Origin of the sequence: Streptococcus sp. E17BB (assembly GCF_041807725.1) — a bacterium.
Classification (GTDB): Bacteria; Bacillota; Bacilli; order Lactobacillales; family Streptococcaceae; genus Streptococcus; species Streptococcus entericus.
Genome location: NZ_JBGTZC010000003.1, coordinates 39,067 through 61,185, shown reverse-complemented (window position 1 = coordinate 61,185; position 22,119 = coordinate 39,067). Strand labels below are relative to the sequence as shown.

Here is a 22,119-nt window from a genome sequence, read left to right as displayed (position 1 = left end):
AGCACACGATTGCGGCATTTTTCTCTGGTGTTGGTAGGATTGATTTGGGCTTTGAACAGATCGACGAGTTCAGGGAGGTGTATGCCAACTAGTTTGATACGTATACTAGACAGATTTATCAATAAAATTATCAGATGCTCATCTGGATATACGAGATATTCATGCTGTATTAGCGGAAGTTATTGATGTAATTGCTGTTGATTCCCCTTTCCGAGCTTTCAGTATTGTTGCTTATTGTAGGGAAGGTAAGGGTGGCGTGGAGAATTATTTTTTGAATTGCTTCGTATGATTCACGCTAAAAAGCCAAAGGCAATCTTTGTGGAAAATGTAAAAAATATAGTTTCTCACGCCTACGACAATACTTTTAAAGGATTCGTGAAGCTCTTATAGATAATAAATCAAAGATATGCGCCTTAGTAAATTCAAGGGTAGTGTCATTGGTATTGAATTCATTTGGATAGATACGGATAATCCACCAGCAGATGCTATCAGTTAGATTTCAGCCGAATAAGATCAGTTATAATCTTGTTTATATAAGCCCATTTATTTCAGGAGGACAACATGTCATTTGCACAATTTGAACCTAGTCGCAATGTGGAAGATTTTCACTTATCAGGTTTTGCCTACTATGATGGGCTTGATGTCGTTGGTGAGCTCACTCCAGGAACGTTGGTTGAGCTTCGGGCTGAACCTACAAATCCCTACGACTATGAGGCGGTAGCGATTTTTTACCAAGGCAAGAAGTTGGGCTATATTCCCAAGGATCGCAACACCTTGATTAGCCGGATGATGTTTTATGGTCACGGTGAGATTTTAGAAGCACGTATCCAGATGGTTGATTTGACCGTTCATCCCGAGCGTCAACTGCGTGTGGTGGTGAAATTTAAGGATAATCGTTAAGCATCCCAGCTTATTATTTCTTAATTGACGACAGCAGCTGAACAAACTCAAAAAATTGAACTGTACAGAAAACTATCGCTAACTGTTAGTAAAGATAAAAAATACATGCTTTTTATCTTTTTTTTTGGTAGAATGGTGGTATCAATGGAGATAGGAGTTCAAATGGCAACATTAATTGATGGAAAAGGCTTGGCAAATCGTCTGCAAGAGCAACTAGCAGAAAAAGTTGCTCAGATGAAGGCAGAGCATGCTATTGTCCCAGGTTTAGTCGTGATTTTGGTTGGTGATGATCCTGCTAGTCGGGTCTACGTTGGCAACAAGGAACGGTCAGCACTTGCCGCTGGGTTTAAGAGCGAGGTGGTAAGAGTACCTGACACTATTTCTCAGGAGGAGTTGCTGGCTCTTATCTCTAAATACAATGTGGACGCCAGTTATCATGGGATTTTGGTGCAGCTCCCTTTGCCTAAACATATTGACGAAGAGGCTGTTTTGCTAGCCATTTCTCCAGAAAAGGATGTTGACGGTTTTCATCCGATGAACATGGGACGCCTCTGGAGCGGACACCCCGTCATGGTGCCTTGCACGCCTGCTGGGATTATGGCAATGGTTGAGGCTTATGGTGTCGAACTGGCTGGCAAACGAGCGGTTGTGATTGGTCGTAGCAACATTGTCGGCAAGCCAATGGCACAGCTGCTCATGGATAAAAATGCAACGGTGACGATTGCCCACTCTCGCACCCAAAACTTGCCAGAGTTGGCGCGTAGCGCAGACATTTTAGTCGTTGCCATCGGTCAGGCTAAGTTTGTGACCAAGGAATTTGTCAAGGAAGGTGCTGTTGTCATTGATGTGGGCATGAACCGTGACGATAATGGCAAGCTCTGTGGTGACGTTGATTTTGACGAGGTCGAACCACTAGCAAGCCTCATCACACCTGTTCCAGGTGGGGTCGGTCCCATGACCATCACCATGCTACTAGAACAAACCTATCAGGCAGCCATGCGCACAGTGAACATCTAAGAGACCTACAAAAAAACGCCAGATGGCGTTTTTGAGATTAAAGTATTATTATTTCTCCGTCTTGTGGAATATGTAAACGGTCAGCAAATTCGTGTTGCTCAGCAAAAGTAGCAAGTTCCTGACGAGACAGTGCCCAGTGGTTGATGGCTTCCATATGAACGGAGATGAGAGTAGCAGGTGTATGCTGGGCAACAGCAAGAACATCTTGACTATCCATGACCACTCTTCCTAGTCCTTCTACAGCATTGCCACCTGCATTAAGAACGATAATGTCTGGTTGGTAGCGGTTGATAGCTATTTTGAAATGGTCATTCCAAAAAGTATCTCCAGCTAGGTAAAGCGTTTTTTCGTCGTCTGCTTGGAAGACCACTCCACAAACAGAGCCAATGAAGTCTCTAACTTCTTGGGGATATTGGTTGAGGTTTTCGATATGTTCCCCATTAGTTTTGTGGAGGGTAATACCACCAAAGCTAGTGGTTTGCGTCAACACACGAACATCGGTAAAACCAGCAGCTGCTATCACAGTAGCGTCAGCTTCATCTTGGACAAAAATCGGAATGCTTTTATCCAGCACCTCAGTTGCCACCTCATCCCAATGGTCTTGGTGGAGATGGGTCACGATAATGGCATCAATACCAGTAGTGATGGCTGTTCGAGTAAATGGTAAATCTACGAGAGGATTTCTGCTGGTGTTACCCGTCACCGCACCTTCAATCGGAGGGTATTCACCTTTATCGGCTAACATTGGGTCAATAAGAAACGTCTTGCCTGCATAGATCAAGCGAGCAGTTGATTGGCGAATGTGATGGAATTTCATGGTCTTATCCTTTCAAAAATGATAGGACTATGATACACTAAAAGCATAGGAAGATACAGGTGTTTTCAAAAGTATTTGCCCTAAAAACTTTAGTTTAGAAAGAAAGATATGCTAGACCAGACAGACCGCCAGATACTGACCCTCTTGCAAGCTAATAGTCGGTTGAAAATTAAGGATATGGCAGAAGCTGTCCATTTGACAGCTCCTGCTGTGACGGCTCGCCTACAGAAAATGGAAGAACAAGGTGTTATCCAGCGTTATACCGTAGAACTCAATCGTCATCAAACAGGGTGTATGGTTCATGTTCTAGTCTTAGTCACTTTAACAGAAGGTAACCACCAATCCTATAAGGACTATGTTAGTCGGTTTGCCTATCATGTTGACCGCCATTATCGGATTGCTGGAAATGTATTTTGAAAAAATAGAAGATTTATCACATTTTCTTGATGGTCTAGAGCGATATGCTAGTTATCAGGTATCCACTGTGGTTAATTTTATTGCATTTGATGATTAGCGAATAGCAATTGTATTTTTTATCATGTCAGATGATTCTTAAAATGCCTCCTCATCAAAGAGGTTGTTTTTAATGGAGGCCCCTGATGTAGTGTCTGACCAGCCGACGATGGCCTGCCCTGTCTCGGCTAGATAGCTAGCGAGCATCGGCTTGATGTCTTGTACCTGCTGAAAAATGCCCTGAAACTGGTTATTATCGTAAAGCCCTTGATAGGACTGGATGAGTATCTGATCAAAAGAGGTGGCAGGCAAGAGCAGATGGACGGCGTGTTCAGGTTTAGTCAGAACTTCTTGAATCAGCCAGTCCTCAACAGGGGTTTGTTCCAGCTCGTCAAAGAAGAAGGGGTCTTTGGGTTTCTGGTTATGGTAGATGAGGTGATTATCTTGGTCGGTGATGGCAGCGTGTAAGGGTAACTTATCTAGCCAGTGCAACTGCTCTGGTTGTCCAACTGTCATCAAGTAACTGGCGAGAGCTAAGCTGGTTGATATGTCCCAATCTTCTGGGGTTAAGTTGGGGAGCTCAATGAACTGTTCTGTGGTGCTGGCTGTCAATCTAAAGGTCGGTTGATAATCGACCGTTTGCTCAATCAAGGTCAGCTTGTTAGGGCTTATCTGCTCAGTCATCTCATCAACAAGCTCTAGAGTGATAAATGCCTTGTACAGCTCGGCTATTGTCCTCCAAAAAGCCTTATGAGAAGGGGTCTGGGGTTGGGCGAAAAATCGTTTGTTCATAGGTCTATCATAGCACAAGGCGGACGAGGGAGCAAGTTTGTGGTATAATGAGGGAAACGTAAAAGGAGAACATTTATGAGAAAAACAATAAAACTCGGGTTGGTGACCGCCCTTGGTCTACTGGTGTTAGCAGGATGTCAGAGCATGACCGACTTTTTTAAGACCACGCAGGAGCAGTATCTGGGCTTGTCAGGGACGGTGCGAACCTTTGACGAAAATTCGCAAGTGATTGACAAGTTGACAGGCAAATCAGTATCTATCCAAAGCGATGATCGGTTTGATATGACCGATGAGCTGGGCAATATCAGCAAGGAATCCTCCGTTCTTGATGTGACGATTGGGTCTAGTCAGGTCTTGCATGTGGGGTCAACCCTGATTTTTTCTGAGGATGGCTTGACAGATTACATGGATAAGTATGGGGCTAGTGTGGAGCTTGAGACTGATGACCGTTCCTTGCCTTTTGTCAACCGTTTCTTTAATCAAATCAAAAACGACTGGACTGGTCAGAGCAAACTGATTCTCATTCGGTCGCAGAATGGGACGCCGCTAGCGACTTATTTTGGAAACAAGGTATCGACCTCTGCGCCAAATGGCATCCCCAATACGACCTACCTGCTTATCGATGGCAAGCGTTTGATTATCTATCGTGCAGACTTTACGATTTACGACACGGATTTGCTTGATTAAGTAGAAAATCAAAAGTAAACTAGCAGCTGTTGCTAAGGTTAACTTGCTTTGAACTCTAAGCCTAAATATAAAGTAGTAGAAATTGAGATGGTGACCATCTCAGTTTCTTTTTATATTTAAAATTAAATAATTATTTAATTTTAAAAAACTATTGACTTTACAAAAATATCTGTTAAAATAAAATTAAATAAACGTTTATCAAAAAAATAGTCGTGAGGTTTACACCATGAAAACAGTTTTGAAAAATAAGCTCTTTTTGACCACTTTTGTCGCAGATGCGATTTCTAACTTCGGAGACACCTTGTATTATCTGGCTCTGATGAATTATGTCCTCCTTTTACCCAACAGTCAACTCGCTATTTCAGCAGTGACCTTGTCGGAAACCCTGCCCATGCTCTTTAGCTTTGCTATGGGGATCAAAGCCGATCAGACCAAGAAGAAGCTGGAGATGATTATGGGAACACTGGTCTTGCGTGTCGGTCTCTACAGCTTGATTGGTTTCTTTATGGGCTTTGAGCCTAGTTTGTGGGTGGTGTTGGCTGCCAGTGCGATTAACTTTATCTCAGATTTGGCTGGTCAGTATGAAAATGGGCTCTACAGCCCGATTTCCCTGCGGGTGATTAAAGCAGAGGAGAGAGAACAAGCCATGGCCTTTCGCCAATCCAGTTTCTCTTTGCTCAGTATTGTGTTTAAGTTTAGCGGAGCTCTGTTGATTGCTGTTATGAGTTACCAGCACTTAGCCTTTTTCAATGCGGCAACTTTTGCAGTAGCGGCGCTTATTATGCTGGTGATTAAGCCTAAACTCACTGCTCTCTTAACTGCCGACCCGATTAAAGATGTTGAAGCCCCGATTGAACGCCAAAACTTTTTGGTTCAGATGTGGGAGAGTTCCAAGCTGGTTATTCGGGAAATTAAACAAATCCCTGCTTTGCGGACGGTTATGACAGTTATTCCTCTAATGAACGCTGTTTTTAGTGGATTGGATGTGCTCTTTCTATTTGCTGCTAGTCAGAATACCAACATGATTATCGTGAATCTGCCCTTTACCCTGACCCTCATCAGTGCGGCAGCCATGTCTGGTCGGATTATCGGCGGTATGCTGACCATGTCAGTTGCCAAAAACTGGGAAGTGACAAAGCTCGTGCGCCTGTCAGCCCTAGCTCCAGCTCCTCTCTTCTTAGGACTCTTGCTGGGCAACACCTACCTGATGATTGCTGTCCTCTTTGTCACCATGGTCAATGTCGGCATTGTCAATCCGAAAATGAATGCCCTTATAATGAATGAACTGCCAGAAGAACGCTTAGCAACAATTTCATCAGGCATTAGCACCTACTTTACCGCGGGTATCCTCTTGGTGCGCCTGCTCCTATCAGGGCTGGTATTAGTCCTTGCACCTACACCATTAGCCTCATTGTTCCTTATCGCTTCTATTGCTCTTGTTATTTGGACATTTTTTGGAAATAGCAGAGCTTAAAGCCAGCAACACTCGTTGTTAGACCTTGTATCGTCTGGCTTTGACGCATCAGCCTAGACGGTTGAATTGATAAGGGGTATAATAGATATAACAGATTGCGATTAAAGGAGTTGCCATGACCTATACCTACCATGCTCATCACAGCCAGATTGTCGACTATCTCTACGTTCCCCTCTTTATGCTTGAAAAAGAAGGAGACTTAGAATGGGATATAAATCAAAAAGAAAAAGATATTTTGAGCGATGTCTGGCATATTAAAGAAGAGATAAAAGATAAACTATCACCCTTAGACGAAGACCTCAAACGTTATAACCTCTGGAGTGAAGCTTATGCCATTTCCCACATTCTTTACATTATTCTACTGGACAAGGGGGATGACCCCAAGACCCTGTCTGAGGCTCTTGATCTCTTTGAAACCTTGTCTGAGGAGGATATTATCAAAGCCTATCAGATGACTCTGGCACGCTCCTATATTGAAGAGGAGATTGAGGCTGTGCCTCTCTTGACCTATCTGGACAAGGTCGAGATGTCTGCCGAGAATAAGTGGTACTGGTATCAAGCCATCAACAGCCCTAAAGAAACGGTAGAGGGTTTGATTAAGGTCTTGCGTCAAGTGGAGACCATCTATGCGCCTTACTATGAGCAGTTTGCGTCAGAGCGGCAGTCTTACTTGGAGGCCTTCGGTCTAGAGTCCTTTTTCGCCTATGTTCCGATGGCAGGGATGTCGAACATGGCTGAGCAGTACCAGACGACCTATGAGTTGATCTTGCTCAGTCCTATTCACATCAGGGTCATGGCTATATTTTTCACGAAGGAATTTAGCCTTCCTATCTGGCTGGTGACTTCTACTCGGATGGATCAGCTGTTGAACCAGCGAGATGTCTTAGATATGGATAGCTTCTCAACTATTCTCAAGACCATGAGTGATATCAGCCGTTATCAGGTGCTGACTGAGTTGATTCAACCCCATGCTAAGAATAAGGTCATTGCAGAAAAACTAGGCATTACAGGAGCGGCGGTCTCCTTTCATACCCAAAAGCTCATCAATTCCAAATTGCTTTTGGTTGACCATGATAACCAAACGACCAAGTATAAACTTAACGAAGGTCTCATTCAGCAGATGATAGACAAGCTTACTGGTGATTTTAACCTAGAGCAAAAAACTTCAGAACAAAAAACAGTAACGGAGGAGAAGGAAGATATGCCCGTTATGATTAAGGACGGGATTTGGTATGACCAGGCTGGTCGCCCTCTGACTGATGAGGAAAAAGCCCAAGTCAAGGATCAGGTCTACGCTGAGTTGGACAAAGACCTCAAGGATACAGGCTTTGAAGGTCTCATTAAGAAATTTATCAAGTATCTGATGGCCAAGAATGGCAAGGGATTAGGTAAATATTTGCACATGGATAGCCAAAAAACGCTAGTGGGCTGGCAACCAGAGGCGATGTCGTCTGTTGTTAATGAGCAACCTCTGCCGACGGACAGCAGTGAATTAGCCGAAGAGCTAATTGATGTCGAAGAGGATTTGGCCGATGTGGGTGAGGAATTGACGGATGTTAACTCAGAAATCGAGGACTTGACCACCGAGTTGGAGAGCTTATCAGCTAATTTAGCACGCCTACAAGCTGAAGAAGAACGGTTGAAAGCCCGTCGCCAAGCTATTTTAAAACGTTATGGTGAGCTATCACATTAACAGGTCATGAAAATAGTTCGTTTTTAACGAACTATTTTTGTTTTTATTTATACAAAATTTGAAATAAGCGACAGTTGTGGTAAAATAATTAAGGAAAGGCAAGTTTTTGCCTAGCGATGCGATAGCATAGGAAGGTCAATTATTTAGTCAAGGAGTTACCTGATGTACCATAATTTTCCAATTTTCGACTACGAAGATATTCAACTCATCCCTAATAAGTGTATCGTCCGTAGTCGGTCTGAAGTAGACACGACAGTTGAGTTCGGCGGTCATCGCTTCAAACTACCAGTGGTTCCTGCCAATATGCAAACCATCATTGATGAGGCGGTAGCTGAGCAGTTGGCTCGCGATGGGTATTTCTACATCATGCACCGTTTTGATGAAGCAGCTCGCCCTGCATTTATCAAAAAAATGCACGATCAAGGGCTGATTGCGTCCATTTCGGTGGGGGTGAAGGACTATGAGTATGATTTTGTGACGTCACTAAAAGCTGATGCGCCTGAGTTTATCACTATTGACATCGCTCATGGTCATGCGGACAGTGTGATTGATATGATTAAGCACATCAAAAAAGAGTTGCCTGAGACCTTTGTGATTGCGGGGAATGTCGGCACACCAGAGGCAGTGCGTGAGCTGGAAAATGCGGGTGCTGATGCGACTAAGGTTGGTATCGGTCCTGGTAAAGTCTGCATCACCAAGGTCAAGACTGGCTTTGGCACTGGTGGTTGGCAGCTGTCTGCCTTGAAGCTCTGTGCCAAGGCAGCCAGAAAACCGATTATTGCTGATGGGGGCATCCGTACTCACGGTGATATTGCCAAATCCATCCGCTTTGGGGCGAGCATGGTCATGATTGGGTCGCTCTTTGCAGGGCATATCGAAAGTCCAGGTCAGTTGATTGAAGAAGATGGTCAACTCTTCAAGGAGTATTTTGGATCTGCTTCTCAATTCCAAAAGGGTGAACACAAAAACGTTGAAGGCAAAAAAATTCTCCTCCCGGCCAAGGGTCATCTAGCCGATACCCTCAAGGAAATGACGGAGGACTTGCAATCGTCTATTTCTTATGCGGGTGGTCGCGATGTGGATGTCCTGCGCCATGTGGACTATGTGGTGGTCAAAAACTCCATCTGGAATGGGGATAGTATCTAGTAACAGGAAAAAGCTGGTCAGTTAGGACTGGCTTTTTATAAGACGAACTTCTGTGGCAAACAGTAATAGCAGAGCTGATGGTCTAGTTTTTTGAGGACTTGTGTTATAATGGGATAAGATTATTTCAGAGGAGAAATAGATGAAAGTACCATTTATCAGTCCTGAAGAACTGAGAACAGTAACAGAGCAGTTTCCGACCCCTTTTCATTTGTATGATGAGCAGGGCATTCGCGAGAAAGCTAGAGCGGTTAATGCTGCATTCGCTTGGAACAAGGGCTTTAAGGAGTATTTTGCTGTCAAGGCGACGCCGACCCCTGCAATTTTAAAAATCTTGCAAGAAGAGAGCTGTGGGGTGGACTGTGCGACGGAGGTAGAACTGCTGATGAGTCACAAACTTGGCTTTACCGACATCATGTTCTCCTCCAACAACACGCCGTCAAGAGAATACGCCTATGCCCAGAAAATTGGGGCAGTGATTAACCTAGATGCCTATGAGGACATCGCTTATTTGGAGCGTGAGGTCGGTCTACCTGAGACCATCTCGTTGCGGTATAATCCGGGTGGCGTTTTTGCTCTGGGAACAGACATCATGGATCACCCTGAGGAGTCAAAATTTGGCATGACTAGGGCACAACTGATGGACGGCTACCGTTACCTGAAAGACCGTGGGGTTAAGAGTTTTGGACTTCATGCCTTCCTAGCTTCAAATACAGTGACCAACGCTTACTACCCCCAGTTGGCACGGCAGCTGTTTGAGCTAGCAGTTGAAATTCAGGCTGAAACAGGTGTGAGCCTTGAGTTTATCAACCTATCAGGTGGTATTGGGGTTAATTATCATCCTGACCAGCAGCCAAATGATATTATGGCTATCGGCGAGGGTGTCCGTCAGGCTTATGAAGAGGTACTCACCCCTGCTGGTCTAGGTGAGGTCAAGATATTTACGGAGTTGGGGCGGTTCATGCTGGCACCACACGGGCTGTTGGTGACGACTGTTACCCATAAAAAACACACCTACCGCTCCTATCTGGGGGTAGATGCCTCTAGTGTCAACCTGCTACGTCCTGCCATGTATGGCTCATATCACCATGTGACCAACATGGATCGTCTTGAAAGCACAGAGACGGCTGTGGTCGATGTGGTCGGTGGGCTGTGTGAAAATAATGACAAGCTGGCGCGGGAACGTGAATTGCCAATGACGGAGATTGGCGATACCTTGGTTATTCACGACACGGGGGCGCATGGGTTTTCTATGGGCTATCAGTACAATGCCAAGCTCCGCTCTGCGGAAATTCTCTGGCAGACTGATGGCACACCGCGTCTCATTCGTCGGGCAGAAACCCCAGAGGACTATCTAGCAACCGTGATGGGCTTTGATTTTGGTGACTAGTCGTTATTTTCCCTTTGTCAATTTGCTTATTTTTTGCTATAATGGTTAAGATAAGAAAATGAAACGGAGTATCGATTGATATGAATATTTGGGTAGCCATGCTCTTGATTACTTTGGCAGGTCTCGGCGGTTTAGTCGGCGGTGCTTTCATCGCTCGTAAACAGATGGAAAAATACTTGGAAGAAAATCCACCATTTAATGCGGATATTATCCGCACCATGATGAGCCAGATGGGTCAAAAACCAAGTGAAGCCAAGGTTCAAGCTGTTGTTCGTCAGATGCAAAAGCAACAGAAGGAAGCAAGAGCTAAAGCCAAGAAAAAATAAGAAGTGGGCAGTGATTGCCAACTTGTCAAATCACGTCCAATGGCGTGATTTTTGATTTTGGTTGGATGATCTCGTCATCAATTGTAAAAGTAGGTGTCGTCGACGATTAGCGCTGACAGCTCTGCTATTTTTATAAATCTCACAGAAAGAAGACGATGGATAATAGACCTATTGGATTTTTGGACTCAGGCGTTGGTGGCCTGACGGTGGTACGTGAGCTGATGCGCCAGTTGCCCCACGAGCAAGTTGTTTATATCGGTGACTCGGCTAGAGCCCCTTATGGCCCTAGACCTGCCGAGCAAATTAAGACCTACACTTGGGAGCTGGTCAATTTTCTGCGCAAACAGGACGTCAAGATGATTGTACTGGCTTGTAATACCGCAACAGCAGTGGTGTGGGAAGACATCAAGAGCCAACTGGATATTCCCGTTATCGGGGTCATTATGCCAGGAGCCAGCGCTGCGATTAAGGCAACAAGAACTGGGAAAATCGGTATCATCGGCACGCCTATGACGGTGCAGTCGGACATCTACCGCGAGAAAATCACCAGTTTAGCCCCTCAAAGTCAGGTGGAGAGCTTGGCTTGTCCAGCCTTTGTTCCTATCGTTGAGTCCAACCAGATGACCTCACCCTTGGCCAAGAAGGCTGTTTATGAGACCTTGGCGCCTTTGGTTGGTCAGGTGGATACCCTCATTTTAGGCTGTACCCATTACCCGCTCTTGCGCCCTATCATTCAAAACGTTATGGGGCAGGAGGTGGCTTTGGTTGATAGCGGAGCTGAGAGTGTGCGAGACATCTCCGTTTTGCTCAACTACTTCGGCATCAACCGAGACCCTCGCCAGCCGGCGAAAGGTCACCGTTTTTACACAACCGGAGGAGCTGACAGCTTTGCTCATATCGCAGGCGATTGGTTACCAGATGTTCCCTTCACGGTCAACCATATTGATTTAGCAGCTGGCCTAGATGAGGTAACTGTATGACAGATAAGATTTACGAATACAAAGACGATCACAACTGGTTTATCGGTAAGTGGGGCGGACACAATCTTTTATCTCAATTTGCCGAACCCATGTCAAACAAGCTCTATCTGCTCAATCAGCTATTAGCCACTATCCTTGACCAAGCTCCCTTATCTGAGGAGTCTTGGTTAGCTCAACAAGGGTATGACGTTCTGGTGATACGACTGTCCTCACAATTGAGCCTAATTGATTTTGTTCTTTCCATTATTAATCAGGAGACCGAGCGCCAGCTTGTTGCTGAGGACAGAAATGGCGCAATTTTTATCACAGAAGGTCAGCAAGTCGTACAACTCATTCTTCCTCAAGGTGGCCTTCCCCTTGAGCAATTCACAAAAATAGAGGATAAGACATGACAACTAAGATCTACGAATATAAGGACGACAAGAACTGGTTTATCGGTAAGTGGGGCGGGCATAGTTTTCTATCTGCCCTGTTGCCGGAGGAGCAGGAGGAGATTCAGGCTCTTGCCTTTAGGTTGCAAGGGTTATTCCCGCCTTACTATGACGATGACAAAGGCATGCAAGGCTATCAGGTTGAGGTCATCAAAAAAGCCTCTGATGTCTCCTTGATTCGCTTTGTGATTGACATTATCAACGATGCAGCAGGTCGTCAATTGACCATGACACAACAGGCTGGGGGTATTGTGATCAAAGAAGGGGACCGGCTCATTGATGTGTATGTTCCAACAGGTGGTATCAAGGCTTCTGATTTCTTCGGTCAGCAGGCTGGGCTGGGAGATAAGATTCTCATTGCCACTAAAAACGAAGGTAAGACCAAGGAGTTTCGGAAATTCTTTAAGCAACTGGGTATGGCGGTGGAAAACCTCAATGACTACCCAGATTTACCTGATGTGGAAGAGACTGGGACGACCTTTGAAGAAAATGCCCGCCTCAAGGCGGAGACCATTTCCAAACTGACGGGTCAGATGGTGTTAGCAGATGATTCAGGGCTAAAAGTCGATATCCTTGGTGGTCTGCCTGGGGTCTGGTCTGCCCGCTTTTCTGGACCAGGTGCGACTGATGAGAAAAATAACGCCAAACTCCTGCATGAGTTGGCCATGGTCTTTGAGCCCAAAGACCGCTCTGCCCAGTTCCATTGTACCTTAGTATTAGCGGCCCCTAATCGTGAGAGCTTGGTGGTAGAAGGTGAGTGGGCAGGATACATCGATTTTGCACCAAAAGGTGATGGTGGTTTTGGGTATGATCCATTATTCTTAGTCGGAGAGACAGGAAAAACATCAGCAGAGCTTGGTACGGACTACAAAAATGCTCATTCTCATCGGGCGATTGCCCTTAAAAAACTGATGGAGGTATTTCCAGAATGGCAAGCCTTAAATTAGTGGTCATGAGCGACTCGCATGGTGATCGTGCGGTGGTTGAGGCCATCAAAGAGCAGTATCAGGGCAAGGTGGATGCCATATTTCATAATGGGGACTCGGAACTCTCTAGTACGGATAAGATTTGGTCAGGGATTCAGGTCGTACAAGGCAACTGTGATTACGACGAGGGTTACTCCCAGCATCTGGTGACGAGCCTGCCACATCTCACAATCGCCCAGACTCATGGTCATCTCTACGCCATCAATTTTATGTGGGACAAGCTGATTTATTTTGCACAAGAAGCCCAAGCGGACATCTGTCTCTATGGGCACTTGCACCGTGCAGCAGCTTGGCAAGAGGGCAAGACTGTCTTTGTCAACCCAGGTTCTGTCAGCCAGCCACGTGGCGAGGTGCAGGAGAAACTCTATGCGGTAATTGAGGCAGATGACAAGAGCATTCGTGTGGATTTTTACGACCTCAATCACCAGCTTTACCCTCGTTTATCAAAGGAATTTAGTCGATGATTGCCAAAGAATTTGAAGAATTTTTATTGTCTCATTGGACAACCTATTTGACACCGGCAGAAGACTTAGCCATTTTTGTTGATACGCATAACACCGATCATGTCATGTTACTCTTGTCAAGAAACGGTTTTTCACGCGTTCCAGTCATCACAAAAGATAGACACTATCTGGGAACAATCAGCGTATCTGACATTGTCAACTACCAATTTGAACACGAACTGGCTTTAGAGGAGCTGGCTGATTTAGACATTTCGCATATGGTTAACACACGCCTTGAGGCGATTTTGCCAACAGCTGACCTCACCGAAATCATGCATAAACTGGTCGATGCTTCTTTTCTACCAGTAGTGACTGCCGACGGCTATTTTAAGGGGATTATCACGCGAAAAGCCATACTCAAGGCTATCAATAGCCTCCTTCATAATTTTGCAGGACATTATCACCTTATTCCTAAGAAAGAAGTCAGTGATGGCCAATAACTTAGAAAGATTTTTAGCAAGTAAGGAGCTCTCAGAAAATAGCAGAGCTGCCTATACTTATGATCTACAGCAGTTTTTAGAAGTGGTGGGAGATGAGATGACAAGCAGTAAGTTGCAGGTCTACGAGACTACTATTTCTACGCTGAAACCTGCTGCTAGGAGACGAAAATTGTCTACCATTAATCAATTTCTCCTATATCTGTATGAGCAAGGAGAGGTAGGGACTTATCATCGTTTGAAACCGCTTGATAAGGTGAAACAGACGACCACTCAACTGCCGATTCGAGACTTGTCTGTCTTATTTTCTGAGACTGACCAGACAGCAGGTCAACTGATTGCCCTTTTGATTTGGCAGTTAGGGTTGACCCCCAGCGAGATTCAAAGCATTAAGCAAGCTGATATCAATCTCGATTTTCGGATGTTGACCATCAAAAAAGGAGAATTGATTAGGGTGCTTCCCCTGCCAGAGAACCTAGTTCCCTATCTTGAAAGAGTGCAAGCAGGCACTTATCTCTTTGATAAGAACGGCAAATCCTACTCAAGACAATGGCTATTTAATCGCCTGTCTCACTACCTCACAAGTTTGGAATTAGGTGATTTGACCGCTCAAAAACTGCGACAGCAGTACATCATCACAGAATTAAGTCGTGGCGTTAGTCAAGCAAGTTTGGCAAAGCAGCTGGGATTGAAAACGACTCAGACGCTCATGACCTACGAGACACATGGACATTAAATTAAAAGATTTTGAAGGACCGCTCGACCTCCTCCTTCATCTGGTATCTCAGTATAAGATGGACATCTATGAGGTGCCTTTGATTGACGTCATCGAGCAGTACCTTGCTTACGTATCTACTCTGACTGTTCTGCGTTTGGAGGTGGCTGGTGATTATATGGTCATGGCAAGCCAGCTGATGCTCATTAAGAGCCGCAGGCTCTTGCCTAAGTTGGTCGAAGCACCTCCTGAAGACGACGATTTAGAGATGACCTTGCTCCAGCAGTTAGAAGAGTATAAACTGTACAAACAGGTTAGCCAGGATTTAGCAGAACAGCACCAGCAGAGAGCCCTGCATTTTTCTAAACCGAAAGAGGAAATTGTAGCTGAAGGAATGACCTTGACAGCAGATAAGTCGGTTATCGACCTCTTTTTATCCTTTTCAAAGGTGATGGCAGCGAAACAGGAACAAGTCAGAACCAGTCACACGACCATCGATAAAGATGATTACAAAATCGAGGACATGATGGACGAGATTAGAGACCGTTTTAGACAAACTCATCAGCTCACTTTGGTAGCTATTTTTGAGCATCGGTCGTCTCTGAGTGAGCTGATTACCCTCTTTTTAGCGGTTTTGGAGCTGATTAAAATCAAGGCGATTGAAGTCACGCAGACAGAGAATTTTGGTGAGGTTTACCTCAAGTGGATAGGAGAGAAAGGAGCGACGGATGTCACACCTAGCTAGGATAGAAGCCCTGCTTTTTGTAGCAGGAGAAGAAGGACTAACTCTACGTCAGTTGGCAGATATGCTCAACCTGTCAGCGTCAGCATTGACCCAACAACTTGACAAATTGGCGACCAAATACCTTTCAGATAGCGAGACGAGCCTTTGCCTTTTAGAAACTGGGAAGGCCTACCGTTTGGTGACAAAAGAAGACTATGCAGCGCTGCTGCAGATCTACGCTAAAACACCAACTAACCAGAGTTTGTCACGAGCTAGTCTTGAAACCTTGTCGATTATTGCCTACAAGCAACCCATTACGCGGCTTGAAGTGGATGACATTAGAGGGGTCAACTCAAGTGGCGCCATTGCTAAATTACTGGCCTTTGATTTGATTGCAGAAGTTGGTAAAAAAGAGGTGATTGGGCGACCCAACCTTTACGCGACGACCCCCTATTTCCTTGATTTTATGGGGATCAATGACCTGACGGAGTTACCAGATGTCTCAAGCATTGTGATTGAGGAAGAAGAGAGTAATCTGTTTGCCTCAGGTGACATAGCAGAGCTACTAGAAGAGAGAAGAGAAGATGAGAATTAATAAATTTATTGCCCACGCTGGCGTAGCCAGTCGCCGTAAGGCGGAAGAGCTCATTAAGCAAGGTCTAGTGACTGTCAACGGCCAGATTGTCACGGAACTAGCGACCACCATCAAGTCAGGTGATTTGGTTGAAGTAGAGGGAACACCAATTTATAACGAAGAAAAAGTCTACTACCTCCTCAACAAACCCAGAGGGGTTATCTCCAGTGTTTCAGATGACAAAGGCAGAAAAACAGTCATTGACCTTTTGCCGACGGTTAAAGAGAGAATTTATCCTGTCGGGCGTCTGGACTGGGATACTACTGGCCTCTTGATTTTGACCAATGACGGTGATTTTACCGATAAAATGATTCATCCTCGTAATGAGATTGATAAGGTCTATGTGGCGCGTGTCAAGGGCATTGCAACCAAGGATAACCTGCGTCCCTTAACAAAAGGTGTTGTCATTGATGGCAAAAAGACAAAGCCTGCACGTTATACCATTCTTAAAGTAGATAAGGAAAAAGACCGATCAGTGGTTGAATTAACTATCCATGAAGGACGGAACCACCAGGTTAAAAAAATGTTCGAAAGTGTCGGTCTTTTAGTCGACAAGCTATCACGAACACGATTTGGGACCCTTGACGTGACAGGGCTTCGTCCGGGTGAATACCGTCGTCTCAATAAAAAAGAAATTAGTCAGTTGCACAACGCAGCCCTTAACAATATCAAATGAAACAATTACTAATTGCCCCTGTTAAGCTCTATCAAACTGTCTTATCCCCACTTTTGCCCCCAAGTTGTCGCTACCAGCCCACCTGCTCTTCCTATATGATAGAAGCGATTGAAAAGCATGGAGCAAAAGGTGTCTTGATGGGCACTGCTCGCATTTGTCGCTGCCATCCATTTGCTGCTGGTGGTGAGGATCCAGTGCCAGACCACTTCAGCTTAAAAAGACAGGACAAATAATGCCTAAATGTCAACTCCCATACTTTGCGCTTCATAAGGGATTATTAGGGCAGAAAAAACTCCTTGTAATAATTGCTTATCCCATGCTTGAGACAAGGCATCATGAATAGTATAGAAAGTCCTGTTTTCTTATTAAAGGGTATGAAAAAATCTGTTGAGTCTTCTCAACAGATTTTTTGTTAATTTTTACAAGCTGAAGCAAATTCTTCTTTGGCAAAAGCTTCATCAATGATAGTTTTGAGTTGGTTAGCAGATGCTTGCATTTTTTGAAGTTCGGCATCGTTAAGAGGAACTTTGACATTTCTAACAATACCGTGTGCACCGATAATAGCTGGTTGACCGATAAAGATGCCCTCAACACCGTCGTATTGACCATCTTGATAAACAGAAAGTGGCAATACAGCATTTTCATCATCAAGGATAGCCTTGGTAATACGGGCTAAGGCAACAGCGATACCGTAATAGGTTGCGCCTTTTTTATTGATGATTGAGTAAGCAGCGTCACGAACAGAAACAAAGAGGTCTACGAGACCTTGCTCATCAACATCACGGTTATCTTGCAACCATTGTTCCAGTTTCACACCTGCAACGTTGGCGTGAGACCAAACGGCAAATTCAGAGTCACCGTGCTCACCCATGATGTAAGCATGGACGGAACGAGCATCGATACCGATTTTATCTGCTAAGGAGTAACGGAAGCGCGCAGAATCAAGTGATGTTCCAGAACCGATAACGCGCTCTTTAGGGAAACCAGAGAATTTCCAAGTAGAGTAAGTCAAAATGTCAACAGGGTTAGCTGCAACAAGGAAAATACCATCAAAGCCTGATGCAACAACTGCTTCAACGATGCTTTTGTTGATGCGCAAGTTTTTTTCAACCAAATCAAGACGAGTCTCACCTGGTTTTTGAGGAGCTCCAGCTGTCAAAACAACGATATCTGCATCATGGCAATCGCTATAATCTGCTGAGTAGATTTTCTTTGGTGAAGTGAATGGCAGAGCATGGCTCAAGTCCTCAGCATCTCCTTGAGTTCTGTCTTTAGCAATATCAATGATACCGAGTTCCTGAGCAATGCCTTGAGTCACCAAGGCAAAGGCATAGGAAGAACCAACAGCGCCATCACCAACGAGGATAACTTTTTTGTGTTGCTTTGTTGCGATCATGTGAAAACTCCTTTGAAAATGATTTACATGTTTATTGTATCACTAAGTCTGCTCTTTGTCAGCCAAAAATTGTGAAAATAGTGATAGAAAGCGTTTTAGAATAACACAGAACTGATTTTTATATAACAAACACATCTTTTCTTTCAGTATTTTTTAAGTGATTATGCTATAATATTTACCATGACTATCATTACCTCTAAAGCAAATAGCTTGATTAAGCAGGCTAAAAAATTACAGCAAAAGAAGTATCGGACCACCTCTTACTTGATTGAAGGCTGGCATCTTGTTGAAGAAGCGCGATTGTCTGGATCAGAGATGCTGCGTGTGTTTGTTTTAGCAGAAGAGGCTTACCGAGTGTCTGATTTGCCACAGGCTGTCTTTGTTAGTCCGGAAGTGTTACGTGAGTTATCAGGTTCGCCATCACCGCAAGGGATTGTTGCGGAGGTTGCCATTTCTCATCCAGATGTAACTAAACTTGAAAAAGGTCGCTATCTGGTCTTGGAAGATGTTCAGGATCCTGGAAATGTTGGGACGATGATTCGGACAGCTGATGCCGCAGGGTTCGATGGGGTGTTGATCAATCATCGCACAGCAGATATTTATAATCAAAAAACCTTACGTTCTATGCAAGGAAGTCACTTCCATTTGCCGATTTACCGCTTGCCTATTGAAGAGATCATTAGCCAGCTGAAGGCTATTGAGGTGCCTGTTTTAGCGACTACTTTGTCTGAGCATTCGGTTGATTATCGGACATTAACTGGCTACGACCATTTTGCTTTAGTGATGGGAAATGAGGGTTCTGGGATTTCAGCAGCAATGGCTGAGCAGGCCGATGAGCTGGTGCATATTCCTATGCCTGGTCGGGCTGAAAGTCTCAACGTTGCGGTAGCTGCAGGGATTATGATGTTCAGGCTGGTCAATCTCTGATGATAGCGACATGCTTTGCTATGGCTACTAGAGAGGAAAATAAGATGACTTACAAAGATGACAAGGAATACATGGCTCTGGTCGGTCATTTGATCCGCCACCCAAAGGTACAACGACTAGAAAGTATTGTTCACCATTATCACTCGACCCGTTTGGAGCATTCGATAAATGTGTCTTACACCAGTTATAAAATTGCCAAGAAACTGGGATGGGATGCAGCGAGTACAGCTAGGGCAGGTTTGTTGCACGATTTATTCTATTATGACTGGCGTCACCAAAAGTTTAATAAAAGCCATGCTTGGGTACATCCGCGTATTGCTTTGCGCAATGCTAAAAAGCTAATCAATACGAATAAGGTGGAAGAAGACATTATCTTGAAGCACATGTGGGGAGCAACAATCGCTTTTCCTCGTTACAAAGAGAGTTATATCGTGACCTTGGTGGATAAGTATTGGGCAATTAGAGAAGGCTTGCAGCCTGTGACTAGATTTTTTAAGCAAGTATTTGCCAGTTAGTCTGCGCCTTGATTTGTCGGATGAGGTTGTTGATGAATTAGTTATTGATTAAGCCCTGATGATATATAGATTTAGTAACCGGTGCTTAAAAAATCATCATCTAACTATTTTCAAATTTACTGAAATATGATATACTTGAAAGTAGCCAGCTTTAGTGTAATGGATATCACGCAAGATTCCGGTTCTTGAGATAGGGGTTCGATTCCCTTAGGCTGGATAGAGACGTCTCCCTTTCTTTGTCAATAAGAAAAGGGGATTTTTTTGAAACAAATGGGATAACTTTTGAAATGGCGATAAAAAACGTTGCCATTTTTTATTTTTTCTGTAAAGAACGAATCAGTTTTTACTATTTTAGTAATCTTCATCCTGTATAATTGCGATTAGTTCAAACTGTTTTTAAAGTTTTGAGGTCTATTTTTGATATATTTTGGTATAATGCTAATAGGCTTATTAGTAAAATAAAAGTCTAATGCTATCTAAATCTAAAGACAAATTATACCAAACATAGCTTTAGTGGATTCTCATTTATAACTATTGTTCAGTATAGGGAGTGGAAGAAACTTCGAGATATACTGTAATTTAGTAAAGGAAAAGTATGAGTGAAAAATCAATAGATATGAAAGTGTCTACAAAATTAAAAGAGCAAGGCTATAAAGATAAGGATATTAATTATGGCTATCTTTTACCTTCAAGTGGTAATAAAGATTTTATACCTGATGATGGAAAACTTTATCATTCTAAGTCAGGTAAGACGACACGGGCAGAGTTTGAATATCTTGTTTTTGCAGGAAAAGGAAAAAATAGAACAGAACGCTTGATTCTAATTGAAAATAAAGACACTATCACAAAATTGGGTAAAGTTGAGGATATTGGCAAGGAAGTATCTCTGTATAAATTAGCTGTAACAGATGGTTTTTTCTATGCTCATGATATACTTTCTAAAACAGAAAAAGTCAAGTCAGTTTTTGTGTTAGCTGTAGCTGGAGATGAATTAGAGACAACTGCTATATTTGTTTATAAGCATTCATCTATTATTGATAAATACAGTAAACAAAAAATTTACAAATATGATGATGAAATTTCCTATATTTTTATTGAAAAATGGAATGACTGGGATCAGTTAGAAAAGAATAAATTTAATAAATATATTAACGAAGAAATTTTAGGCTTAAACTCTCCTGATAACGAAATAAATTTAGCTCATATTCGAACTGTCGCAGGAAAATTATCAAATACAATCGATAAAAAATTGAAATTAGATCCTTTCAAGCGTTTATTACTAGTATCAGGATTATTATTAGGCATTAATGAAGATGAGAATGTTATAAAGTATTTTTCAAAAAGTAGTGGTGGTGAACATCTGTACACACAGATAAAGGATGCTTTGCCAGAGGATAAATTTAGCTCGGATAAAAAAGACCAGCTGTTAAATAGTTTTAGGTTTATCAAAAGTGATAAGAAGATAACTAAAGAATTGATAAACCCTAAAACAAACAAGTCAGAAGGTTATCCGCTTGCTCTTATTGCGAAGGAATTAAGCAATGTCATTACTTTGAGTGATACTGTTAACTCAGATGAAACATTATTTTATCAAGAAAAAAATTTTATTGGATTTAGTCATGTCAATAAATTAGTGCCAAAGTATGAGAATTTTAATAAATATCATGCTTTGTATGTAATCTCTGCTTTTAAGAAAGCTATTCGAGGAAAATATGATTACGGGACAAAGTTTACAGAGCATATAGAAGCTACTGAAATAGAACTTCCTGTAAGTGATTATGATTCTTACGAGCCTAATTGGAAGGCTATGGAGAAAATGATTCAATCTGTCACTCCTAAGTATTTGGAAGAGTTAGAAAGACAAGGGCAAGAACAAATTCATAAAATCCACGATAAGCAATCCGGCATAATTAAGCTTTTAGAGATTGAAAATCTTGAGTTGACAAGTGAAGATAGGGAAATTCTTTCGCACTATCCCTCAAAAAAGTGGGAATCGATAAAAGTATCGGATATTTTTGATAAAATTTCAAGAGGAAAGAGGTTGATTGAGGCGCACCGTATAGCAGGAAAATTACCCTTTATTACTGCTGGAGTAAACAATCAAGGAATTTCTAGTTATATTTCAAATTCTGATGTTGAAATATTTCCAGCTAATAGTTTAACGATTGATATGTTCGGGAAGGTTTTTTATCGGAATTTTGAATATGGGGCAGACGACCACGTAGCTATTATGTACAAGGAAGATAATTCTTTGTCTAGAATGGCGTTGTTGTTTATAGCTCCAATTATTAAGCAATCAATTTTGGGAAAATTTGATTATGATCAAAACTTTTATGCTTCAGATGTTTATGATATTACTATAAAATTACCTTTTTTAGATAAAAAACCAGATTGGGAATACATGGAAAAGTTTTCTGAAATTATGGTAAAAAAATCATTGAAAAAATACGAGCAAGAGATTGCTCTTCTTATCAGTAAATTTTTAGAAACGTAGTTTTTATTG

25 protein-coding genes, 1 tRNA gene and 1 pseudogene are annotated in these 22,119 nt (G+C 43.0%); 24 read left to right on the top strand and 3 right to left on the bottom strand.

Annotation, left to right across the window (positions count from 1 at the left end):
* Nucleotides 1-8: 8 nt before the first annotated feature.
* The 3 genes and pseudogenes from ACERC7_RS01285 to ACERC7_RS01275 all read left to right on the top strand — a co-directional run.
* Nucleotides 9-395: pseudogene (locus ACERC7_RS01285) on the top strand (DNA cytosine methyltransferase); the annotation flags it as partial.
* A gap of 166 nt (nucleotides 396-561) precedes the next feature.
* Entirely contained in the window at nucleotides 562-900 is a 339-nt protein-coding gene (locus ACERC7_RS01280; RefSeq protein WP_373665914.1) for an HIRAN domain-containing protein, read from the top strand.
* A 162-nt stretch (nucleotides 901-1,062) separates the two neighbouring features.
* Nucleotides 1,063-1,917, top strand: coding sequence for a bifunctional methylenetetrahydrofolate dehydrogenase/methenyltetrahydrofolate cyclohydrolase (locus ACERC7_RS01275; protein ID WP_373665913.1), 855 nt, complete (start codon nucleotides 1,063-1,065; stop codon nucleotides 1,915-1,917).
* Nucleotides 1,918-1,954: 37 nt separating this feature from the next.
* On the opposite strand, the gene ACERC7_RS01270 is transcribed toward ACERC7_RS01275, so the two are convergent.
* Nucleotides 1,955-2,734 carry an MBL fold metallo-hydrolase gene (locus tag ACERC7_RS01270; RefSeq protein ID WP_373658288.1) on the bottom strand — a complete coding sequence of 260 codons (780 nt, stop codon included), beginning with the start codon at nucleotides 2,732-2,734 and terminating at the stop codon, nucleotides 1,955-1,957.
* Between the two features lie 108 nt (nucleotides 2,735-2,842).
* Here ACERC7_RS01270 and ACERC7_RS01265 point away from each other — a divergent pair, with 108 nt between their 5' ends.
* The gene (locus ACERC7_RS01265; RefSeq protein ID WP_373658290.1) at nucleotides 2,843-3,151 is read left to right on the top strand and encodes an Lrp/AsnC family transcriptional regulator; all 309 of its coding nucleotides are present in this window, start codon (nucleotides 2,843-2,845) and stop codon (nucleotides 3,149-3,151) included.
* Between the two features lie 135 nt (nucleotides 3,152-3,286).
* On the opposite strand, the gene ACERC7_RS01260 is transcribed toward ACERC7_RS01265, so the two are convergent.
* A complete protein-coding gene (locus ACERC7_RS01260) occupies nucleotides 3,287-3,979 on the bottom strand; it encodes a hypothetical protein (RefSeq protein WP_373665912.1) in 693 nt (230 codons plus the stop codon).
* 75 nt (nucleotides 3,980-4,054) lie between these two features.
* On the opposite strand from ACERC7_RS01260, the gene ACERC7_RS01255 reads away from it, so the two are divergent.
* From ACERC7_RS01255 to yidD, 16 genes are all read left to right on the top strand, one after another.
* Nucleotides 4,055-4,666, top strand: a complete 612-nt coding sequence (locus ACERC7_RS01255) for a DUF5052 family protein (protein WP_373658292.1) — start codon at nucleotides 4,055-4,057, stop codon at nucleotides 4,664-4,666.
* Nucleotides 4,667-4,892: 226 nt separating this feature from the next.
* Nucleotides 4,893-6,140 carry an MFS transporter gene (locus ACERC7_RS01250; protein WP_373665911.1) on the top strand — a complete coding sequence of 416 codons (1,248 nt, stop codon included), beginning with the start codon at nucleotides 4,893-4,895 and terminating at the stop codon, nucleotides 6,138-6,140.
* 115 nt (nucleotides 6,141-6,255) lie between these two features.
* Nucleotides 6,256-7,833, top strand: a complete 1,578-nt coding sequence (locus ACERC7_RS01245) for a hypothetical protein (RefSeq protein WP_373665910.1) — start codon at nucleotides 6,256-6,258, stop codon at nucleotides 7,831-7,833.
* A 162-nt stretch (nucleotides 7,834-7,995) separates the two neighbouring features.
* Complete coding sequence (gene guaC, locus ACERC7_RS01240; protein WP_373665909.1) at nucleotides 7,996-8,979, top strand: GMP reductase; 984 nt, start codon at nucleotides 7,996-7,998, stop codon at nucleotides 8,977-8,979.
* Nucleotides 8,980-9,118: 139 nt separating this feature from the next.
* Nucleotides 9,119-10,366, top strand: coding sequence for a diaminopimelate decarboxylase (locus ACERC7_RS01235; protein ID WP_373658298.1), 1,248 nt, complete (start codon nucleotides 9,119-9,121; stop codon nucleotides 10,364-10,366).
* A gap of 80 nt (nucleotides 10,367-10,446) precedes the next feature.
* Complete coding sequence (locus ACERC7_RS01230; RefSeq protein ID WP_018368317.1) at nucleotides 10,447-10,692, top strand: YneF family protein; 246 nt, start codon at nucleotides 10,447-10,449, stop codon at nucleotides 10,690-10,692.
* A 155-nt stretch (nucleotides 10,693-10,847) separates the two neighbouring features.
* A complete protein-coding gene (gene racE, locus ACERC7_RS01225) occupies nucleotides 10,848-11,672 on the top strand; it encodes a glutamate racemase (protein WP_373658299.1) in 825 nt (274 codons plus the stop codon).
* Entirely contained in the window at nucleotides 11,669-12,064 is a 396-nt protein-coding gene (locus ACERC7_RS01220; protein WP_373658300.1) for a hypothetical protein, read from the top strand. Before racE ends, ACERC7_RS01220 begins: the two co-directional genes overlap by 4 nt.
* The gene (locus tag ACERC7_RS01215; RefSeq protein ID WP_373665908.1) at nucleotides 12,061-13,050 is read left to right on the top strand and encodes a nucleoside-triphosphate diphosphatase; all 990 of its coding nucleotides are present in this window, start codon (nucleotides 12,061-12,063) and stop codon (nucleotides 13,048-13,050) included. The genes ACERC7_RS01220 and ACERC7_RS01215 overlap by 4 nt, the downstream gene beginning before the upstream one ends.
* Nucleotides 13,032-13,553, top strand: coding sequence for a metallophosphoesterase (locus tag ACERC7_RS01210; protein WP_373665907.1), 522 nt, complete (start codon nucleotides 13,032-13,034; stop codon nucleotides 13,551-13,553). Before ACERC7_RS01215 ends, ACERC7_RS01210 begins: the two co-directional genes overlap by 19 nt.
* Nucleotides 13,550-14,032 carry a cyclic-di-AMP-binding protein CbpB gene (cbpB, locus tag ACERC7_RS01205; protein WP_373665906.1) on the top strand — a complete coding sequence of 161 codons (483 nt, stop codon included), beginning with the start codon at nucleotides 13,550-13,552 and terminating at the stop codon, nucleotides 14,030-14,032. The genes ACERC7_RS01210 and cbpB overlap by 4 nt, the downstream gene beginning before the upstream one ends.
* Entirely contained in the window at nucleotides 14,022-14,765 is a 744-nt protein-coding gene (xerD, locus tag ACERC7_RS01200; RefSeq protein ID WP_373665905.1) for a site-specific tyrosine recombinase XerD, read from the top strand. The genes cbpB and xerD overlap by 11 nt, the downstream gene beginning before the upstream one ends.
* Complete coding sequence (locus ACERC7_RS01195) at nucleotides 14,755-15,489, top strand: segregation/condensation protein A (protein ID WP_373665904.1); 735 nt, start codon at nucleotides 14,755-14,757, stop codon at nucleotides 15,487-15,489. Before xerD ends, ACERC7_RS01195 begins: the two co-directional genes overlap by 11 nt.
* Nucleotides 15,473-16,063 carry an SMC-Scp complex subunit ScpB gene (scpB, locus tag ACERC7_RS01190; protein ID WP_373665903.1) on the top strand — a complete coding sequence of 197 codons (591 nt, stop codon included), beginning with the start codon at nucleotides 15,473-15,475 and terminating at the stop codon, nucleotides 16,061-16,063. The genes ACERC7_RS01195 and scpB overlap by 17 nt, the downstream gene beginning before the upstream one ends.
* On the top strand, nucleotides 16,053-16,778 hold the full coding sequence (locus ACERC7_RS01185) for a pseudouridine synthase (RefSeq protein WP_373658307.1): 726 nt from the start codon (nucleotides 16,053-16,055) through the stop codon (nucleotides 16,776-16,778). The genes scpB and ACERC7_RS01185 overlap by 11 nt, the downstream gene beginning before the upstream one ends.
* A complete protein-coding gene (yidD, locus tag ACERC7_RS01180; protein ID WP_373658310.1) occupies nucleotides 16,775-17,011 on the top strand; it encodes a membrane protein insertion efficiency factor YidD in 237 nt (78 codons plus the stop codon). Before ACERC7_RS01185 ends, yidD begins: the two co-directional genes overlap by 4 nt.
* A gap of 179 nt (nucleotides 17,012-17,190) precedes the next feature.
* Here yidD and ACERC7_RS01175 read toward each other — a convergent pair whose 3' ends face one another.
* A complete protein-coding gene (locus tag ACERC7_RS01175; protein WP_373665902.1) occupies nucleotides 17,191-18,174 on the bottom strand; it encodes an L-lactate dehydrogenase in 984 nt (327 codons plus the stop codon).
* A 180-nt stretch (nucleotides 18,175-18,354) separates the two neighbouring features.
* Between ACERC7_RS01175 and ACERC7_RS01170 the strand changes: the two genes are divergently transcribed.
* The 4 genes from ACERC7_RS01170 (at nucleotide 18,355) to ACERC7_RS01155 (ending at nucleotide 22,110) form a co-directional block, all read left to right on the top strand.
* Entirely contained in the window at nucleotides 18,355-19,101 is a 747-nt protein-coding gene (locus tag ACERC7_RS01170) for a TrmH family RNA methyltransferase (protein WP_373665901.1), read from the top strand.
* 44 nt (nucleotides 19,102-19,145) lie between these two features.
* Entirely contained in the window at nucleotides 19,146-19,616 is a 471-nt protein-coding gene (locus ACERC7_RS01165; protein WP_373658314.1) for an HD domain-containing protein, read from the top strand.
* Nucleotides 19,617-19,761: 145 nt separating this feature from the next.
* A tRNA-Arg gene (locus ACERC7_RS01160) sits at nucleotides 19,762-19,833 on the top strand.
* A 378-nt stretch (nucleotides 19,834-20,211) separates the two neighbouring features.
* A complete protein-coding gene (locus tag ACERC7_RS01155; protein ID WP_373658315.1) occupies nucleotides 20,212-22,110 on the top strand; it encodes a restriction endonuclease subunit S in 1,899 nt (632 codons plus the stop codon).
* Nucleotides 22,111-22,119: the final 9 nt, after the last annotated feature.

What these genes read in the sequence shown, in the direction of transcription:
- ACERC7_RS01280 (WP_373665914.1), top strand. Translation starts at nt 562, where the DNA reads ATGTCATTTGCACAATTTGAACCTAGTCGCAATGTGGAAGATTTTCAC.
- ACERC7_RS01275 (WP_373665913.1), top strand. Translation starts at nt 1,063, where the DNA reads ATGGCAACATTAATTGATGGAAAAGGCTTGGCAAATCGTCTGCAAGAG.
- ACERC7_RS01270 (WP_373658288.1), bottom strand. Translation starts at nt 2,734, where the DNA reads ATGAAATTCCATCACATTCGCCAATCAACTGCTCGCTTGATCTATGCA.
- ACERC7_RS01265 (WP_373658290.1), top strand. Translation starts at nt 2,843, where the DNA reads ATGCTAGACCAGACAGACCGCCAGATACTGACCCTCTTGCAAGCTAAT.
- ACERC7_RS01260 (WP_373665912.1), bottom strand. Translation starts at nt 3,979, where the DNA reads ATGAACAAACGATTTTTCGCCCAACCCCAGACCCCTTCTCATAAGGCT.
- ACERC7_RS01255 (WP_373658292.1), top strand. Translation starts at nt 4,055, where the DNA reads ATGAGAAAAACAATAAAACTCGGGTTGGTGACCGCCCTTGGTCTACTG.
- ACERC7_RS01250 (WP_373665911.1), top strand. Translation starts at nt 4,893, where the DNA reads ATGAAAACAGTTTTGAAAAATAAGCTCTTTTTGACCACTTTTGTCGCA.
- ACERC7_RS01245 (WP_373665910.1), top strand. Translation starts at nt 6,256, where the DNA reads ATGACCTATACCTACCATGCTCATCACAGCCAGATTGTCGACTATCTC.
- guaC (WP_373665909.1), top strand. Translation starts at nt 7,996, where the DNA reads ATGTACCATAATTTTCCAATTTTCGACTACGAAGATATTCAACTCATC.
- ACERC7_RS01235 (WP_373658298.1), top strand. Translation starts at nt 9,119, where the DNA reads ATGAAAGTACCATTTATCAGTCCTGAAGAACTGAGAACAGTAACAGAG.
- ACERC7_RS01230 (WP_018368317.1), top strand. Translation starts at nt 10,447, where the DNA reads ATGAATATTTGGGTAGCCATGCTCTTGATTACTTTGGCAGGTCTCGGC.
- racE (WP_373658299.1), top strand. Translation starts at nt 10,848, where the DNA reads ATGGATAATAGACCTATTGGATTTTTGGACTCAGGCGTTGGTGGCCTG.
- ACERC7_RS01220 (WP_373658300.1), top strand. Translation starts at nt 11,669, where the DNA reads ATGACAGATAAGATTTACGAATACAAAGACGATCACAACTGGTTTATC.
- ACERC7_RS01215 (WP_373665908.1), top strand. Translation starts at nt 12,061, where the DNA reads ATGACAACTAAGATCTACGAATATAAGGACGACAAGAACTGGTTTATC.
- ACERC7_RS01210 (WP_373665907.1), top strand. Translation starts at nt 13,032, where the DNA reads ATGGCAAGCCTTAAATTAGTGGTCATGAGCGACTCGCATGGTGATCGT.
- cbpB (WP_373665906.1), top strand. Translation starts at nt 13,550, where the DNA reads ATGATTGCCAAAGAATTTGAAGAATTTTTATTGTCTCATTGGACAACC.
- xerD (WP_373665905.1), top strand. Translation starts at nt 14,022, where the DNA reads ATGGCCAATAACTTAGAAAGATTTTTAGCAAGTAAGGAGCTCTCAGAA.
- ACERC7_RS01195 (WP_373665904.1), top strand. Translation starts at nt 14,755, where the DNA reads ATGGACATTAAATTAAAAGATTTTGAAGGACCGCTCGACCTCCTCCTT.
- scpB (WP_373665903.1), top strand. Translation starts at nt 15,473, where the DNA reads ATGTCACACCTAGCTAGGATAGAAGCCCTGCTTTTTGTAGCAGGAGAA.
- ACERC7_RS01185 (WP_373658307.1), top strand. Translation starts at nt 16,053, where the DNA reads ATGAGAATTAATAAATTTATTGCCCACGCTGGCGTAGCCAGTCGCCGT.
- yidD (WP_373658310.1), top strand. Translation starts at nt 16,775, where the DNA reads ATGAAACAATTACTAATTGCCCCTGTTAAGCTCTATCAAACTGTCTTA.
- ACERC7_RS01175 (WP_373665902.1), bottom strand. Translation starts at nt 18,174, where the DNA reads ATGATCGCAACAAAGCAACACAAAAAAGTTATCCTCGTTGGTGATGGC.
- ACERC7_RS01170 (WP_373665901.1), top strand. Translation starts at nt 18,355, where the DNA reads ATGACTATCATTACCTCTAAAGCAAATAGCTTGATTAAGCAGGCTAAA.
- ACERC7_RS01165 (WP_373658314.1), top strand. Translation starts at nt 19,146, where the DNA reads ATGACTTACAAAGATGACAAGGAATACATGGCTCTGGTCGGTCATTTG.
- ACERC7_RS01155 (WP_373658315.1), top strand. Translation starts at nt 20,212, where the DNA reads ATGAGTGAAAAATCAATAGATATGAAAGTGTCTACAAAATTAAAAGAG.